3 protein-coding genes are annotated in these 4705 nt (G+C 73.9%); all 3 read left to right on the forward strand.

From position 1 onward, the window contains the following. Positions 1–2164, forward strand: a 2164-nt coding sequence (locus tag ACFFNX_RS42765; RefSeq protein WP_378211972.1) for a DUF4132 domain-containing protein, incomplete at its 5' end; no start/stop codon positions are given. Positions 2165–2182: 18 nt separating this feature from the next. After that, positions 2183–3274, forward strand: a complete 1092-nt coding sequence (locus tag ACFFNX_RS42770; protein WP_378211973.1) for an ATP-binding protein — start codon at positions 2183–2185, stop codon at positions 3272–3274. After that, a partial coding sequence (locus ACFFNX_RS42775) for a DUF5682 family protein (RefSeq protein ID WP_378211974.1) occupies positions 3274–4705 on the forward strand: 1432 nt, incomplete at its 3' end. The genes ACFFNX_RS42770 and ACFFNX_RS42775, both read left to right, overlap by 1 nt.

A 4705-nucleotide genomic window follows, 5' to 3' on the forward strand; every position in this document is an offset into this window, starting at 1 on the left:
GGTCGCGTCGGCGCCGGTGGGGGCGCTGCCGCCGCTCCTGGCCGCGCCGCCGTGGACGCGCCGCCGCAAGCCGGCCAAGCCGATCGTGATCCCGGGCCTGACGCCGCCGGACGGTTACTCGATCGTCTGGCCGGACGGCCTCCGCGACGAGTGGCTGCGTTCGGCCACGCGCTACACCAGCAGCCTGTACGAGAGCGACTGGCCGGAGATGATCCGCCGATACGAGGCCCGCACGCTGAACTCCATCGAGGAGGAGGCCCTGTTCACCGTGGGGCCGGTGGACGTCCTCCGCCCGTACGTCGCCGACTGGCCTGCTCCGCGGCGGTACGGCGCGGAGTACTGGATGCGCCCGATCATCGCCCGGTTCGAGCTCGACTCCCTGCCGCTGGTGCTCGGCGTCGTCATCGAGGACACCCCGAGCGTGGTCGGCGGGCTGCTGCTGCCCTTCCTCGACATCCGGGCGGCCCGGCTCGTCGCCGACTGGCTGGCCCGGCTGAAGTCCGCGCGCAGGTTCGCGGTCGACTGGCTCGCCTGGCACGGGCTGAACGCCGTTCCTCTCCTGGTCCCCGACGCCGTCGGCCCGGTGGGCCGGGCCCGCACCGGCGCGGAGGCCGCGTTGCGGTGGCTCGCGTCGACCCACGACGCGGACACCGTGGTCACGGCGGCGAAGGTCCACGGCGACGAGGCGGCGGCGGCCGTCGAGACGATGCTCGCCGCCGACCCGCTCGACGCCGTCCCGGCCCGGCTGCCCAAGATCGGCGACTGGCTGGACCAGGGGCGGCTGCCGCAGGTGCTGCTGCGCGACCGCGAGCAGGCGCTGCCGCCCGAGGCCGCCGCACACGTCGTCACGATGCTCACGATCTCGGGGCCCGGTGCGCCGTACGCCGGGCTGGAGATCGTCCGGGAGACGTGCGACCGGGCGTCCCTGGCCGAGTTCGGCTGGGCGGTGTTCCGGCAGTGGCAGCTCGCGGGGATGCCGGCCAAGGACGGCTGGGCGCTGACCGGGCTGGGCCGCCTGGGCGACGACGAGACCGTACGCCGGCTCACGCCGATCATCCGCGCCTGGCCGGGCGAAGGCGGCCACTCGAAGGCCGTCAACGGGCTGGAGGTGCTGGCCGAGATCGGATCCGAGATCGCCCTCGTGCACCTGAACGGGATCGCCCAGCGGGTGAAGTTCAAGGCGCTCAAAGAACGCGCCCAGGAGAAGATCGAAGAGGTCGCCGACGGTCTCGGGCTGAGCTCGGAGCAACTGGCGGACCGGCTCGTACCCGACTTCGGCCTGGACGAGAACGGCAGCATGGTGCTCGACTACGGGCCGCGGCGGTTCGTGGTCGGTTTCGACGAGCAGCTCAAGCCGTACGTCCTGGACGAGGCCGGCAAGCGGCGCAAGGACCTGCCGGCGCCGGGGGCGCGCGACGACGACAAGGCACTCGGCGAGCGCAAGCGGTTCGCCGCGCTGAAGAAGGACGTGCGGACGGTCGCGGGCGACCTGATCCACCGGCTGGAGACGGCCATGGTCACGGGGCGCGGCTGGACCCCGGCGGAGTTCGCGGACCTGTTCGTCGGGCATCCGCTGACCTGGCACATCGCGCGCCGCCTGGTCTGGGTGGGCGTCGGCGGCACCCAGTTCCGCGTCGCCGAGGACCGCACGCTCGCCGACGTCGAAGAGAACACCGTGCCCGTGCCGGACGGGCCGATTCGGATCGCCCATCCGCTCGGCCTGACCGGCACGCTGGAGGCGTGGTCGGAGGTGTTCGCCGACTACGAGATCCTGCAGCCGTTCCCGCAGCTCGGCCGGGCGGTGTACGCCCTGACCGAGGAGGAGCGGGCGGGCTCGCGGCTGACGCGGTTCGAGGGCGCCACGGTGGCGAGCCGCGCGGTGCTCGGCCTCGAACGCCGCGGCTGGCTCCGCGAGTTCCCCCAGGACGCCGGCATCCAGGGCTCGATCTCCCGCCCGGCGGGAGACGGCCGCTTCATCGTGATCGGCCTGGATCCCGGCATCGTGGTGGGCTACCCGGACGAGTTCCCCGAGACCCGGCTCGACTCGATCTCGATCATGGATCGGCCGGACGGCTACGGGCCCCAAGGGGCGCTGCGGCTCGGCGACCTCGACCCGGTGACGGCGTCGGAGGTCATCGCCGAACTCACCGAGCTGACCGCCTGAGCCCCCTGGAGCACCCGAATGACGACCGAAGAGACCTTCCAGCGCCCGCCCGCGGAGATCCGCTACGCCGACGAGCTGGCCCGGCTGGGCGAGGACGACCGGGGCGGCCGGCCGCCCGGCTGGGCGCTCAGCCTGGAGGCGGCGCGCGCCTTCATTGTCGGCGACGAGCGGCGCGGGATCCGCCGCAAGTTCGTCGGCGACCCCTCCCTGATCGACCGCGCGCTGGTGAGCCTGGCCACGAGCCGCGGCCTGCTCCTGGTCGGCGAGCCGGGCACCGCCAAGTCGCTGCTGTCCGAGCTCATCGCCGCCGCGGTGAGCGGCACCTCGACCCTCACCATCCAGGGCGGCGCGGCCACCACCGAAGACCAGATCAAGTACTCCTGGAACTACGCGCTGCTCGTCTCCGAAGGACCTTCGCCGCGGTCGCTCGTCCCGGCGCCGCTGCTCAAGGGCATGGCGGAGGGCAAGGTCGTCCGGTTCGAGGAGATCACCCGCTGCCCGCTGGAGGTCCAGGACTCGCTGCTGTCGCCGCTGTCCGAACGCGTGCTGGCGATCCCGGAGCTGAGCGGCGCCGACGGCATGGTCTTCGCCCGGCAGGGCTTCAACGTCATCGCCACCGCCAACACGCGCGACCGGGGCGTGAACGACATGAGCGCGGCCCTGAAACGCCGCTTCAACTTCGAGACCGTGTTCCCGATCGCGGACTTCACCACCGAGCTCGACCTGGTCGAGGCCGAGGCGCGGGTGCTGCTGGAGGCCTCCGGCGTCACCGTGCCGCCGCGCCGCGACGTGCTGGAGGTGCTGGTCGCCACGTTCCGTGAGCTGCGCGGCGGCACGGCCGAGAACGGCGCGGCGGCCGACCGGCTGTCGACCGTGATGAGCACCGCGGAGACGGTGTCGGTGGCGCACGCGGTCGGGCTGCGTGGCTGGTTCCTGCGCGGCGAGGCGGGCACCGCCGCCGACATCGTCGCCTGCCTCGCCGGCACGGCGGCCAAGGACAACGCCGACGACCTGGCGAGACTCCGCCGCTACCTCGAACAACAGGCGCCCCGGCGGCGCGGCGAGCAGTGGCGCGCCCTGCACGACGCCCGGCACCTGCTGCCCGGCTGATGTCCGTCACCTTCATCGGCGTCCGGCACCACAGCCCGGCCTGCGCCCGGCTGGTCGGCCGGACCATCGAGGCGCTGCGTCCCGCGTACATCCTGGTCGAGGGGCCGGCCGACGTCAACGACCGGCTCGACGAACTGCTGCTCGGGCACGAACTCCCGATCGCGATCTTCAGCCACTACCGCGACGACGAGCGCTCCCACCTGTCGTGGGCGCCGTTCTGCGCCTACTCGCCCGAATGGGTGGCGCTCACGGCGGGCCGCGCTTACGGCGCGGAGCTGCGGTTCATCGACCTGCCCGCCTGGCATCCGGCGCTGGCCGGACGCCGCAACCGCTACGCCGACGCCGAGCAGCGCTACGCCGACGCGGCCGACCGGCTCTGCCGGGCGTTCGCGGTGGACAACGTCGACGCCCTGTGGGACCGCCTGGTCGAGGTCGAACCCGACGACGGCCTGGAGGAGCGGCTCACGACCTACTTCGACCTCGTACGCGGCGACACGGAGGCGGGGGAGGACGACACCGCCCGCGAGGCGTACATGGCGGCCTGGATACGCGCGGCCGCCGCCGACGCGGGCGACCGCCCGGTCGTCGTGGTGACCGGCGGCTTCCACCTCCCCGCCCTCCGGCGACTAGCCGGGGAGCCGTGCGGCGAAGCGGAGGACCGTCCGGCGGCGCGCGGCGTGCGGCGGTCGTCCGTGGGCGACCGGCCGGAGGCGGTTCGTGCCGGTACGGAGGACGGTTCGACCGAGGTGGCCGGGTGTGTGTGCCGGTCCGTTCCGTCCTCACCCATGGGTGGGCGGTCGGTGGTGGAGGATGATTCGGCTGAGGTGGCCGGGTGTGTGTGCCGGGCTGCTCCGTCGTCGTCCGTGGGTGGGCGGTCGGTGGTGGAGGACGGTTCGGCCGAGGTGACCGGCGGCGTCTGCCGGGCCGCTCCGTGGTCGTTCGCGGAGGGCTGCTGGCCGGAGGTTCCCCGTCCGGCGGCCGGGTCGGTGGCCGGGAGCTACCTGGTGCCGTACTCCTTCCGGCGGCTCGACGCCTTCTCCGGCTACCAGTCCGGCATGCCGTCGCCCGAGTACTACCAGCGGCTCTGGGAGCAGGGCGCGGCCGCCGCCGCGGACGGCCTGGTCGAGGTGGTCGCGACGAGGTTGCGCGGGCGCGGGGTGGCCGTCTCGACCGCCGACCTCATCGCCGCCCGCACCCTGTCCGCGGGGCTCGCACGGCTGCGCGGCCACCCGCACCCGGCCCGTACGGACATCCTCGACGGGCTGGTCAGCGCGCTCGTCTCCGACGACCTCGACCAGCCGCTGCCGTGGACCCGCCGGGGCGCGCTCACGCCCGGCGCCCATCCGGTCGTGGCCGAGATGGTGGCCGCGCTGAGCGGATACCGGACCGGCCGCCTGCACCCCGACACGCCCGCGCCGCCGCTCGTCCACG

The organism is Actinoallomurus acaciae, assembly GCF_042429965.1.
GTDB classification, from domain to species: Bacteria; Actinomycetota; Actinomycetes; order Streptosporangiales; family Streptosporangiaceae; genus Actinoallomurus; species Actinoallomurus acaciae.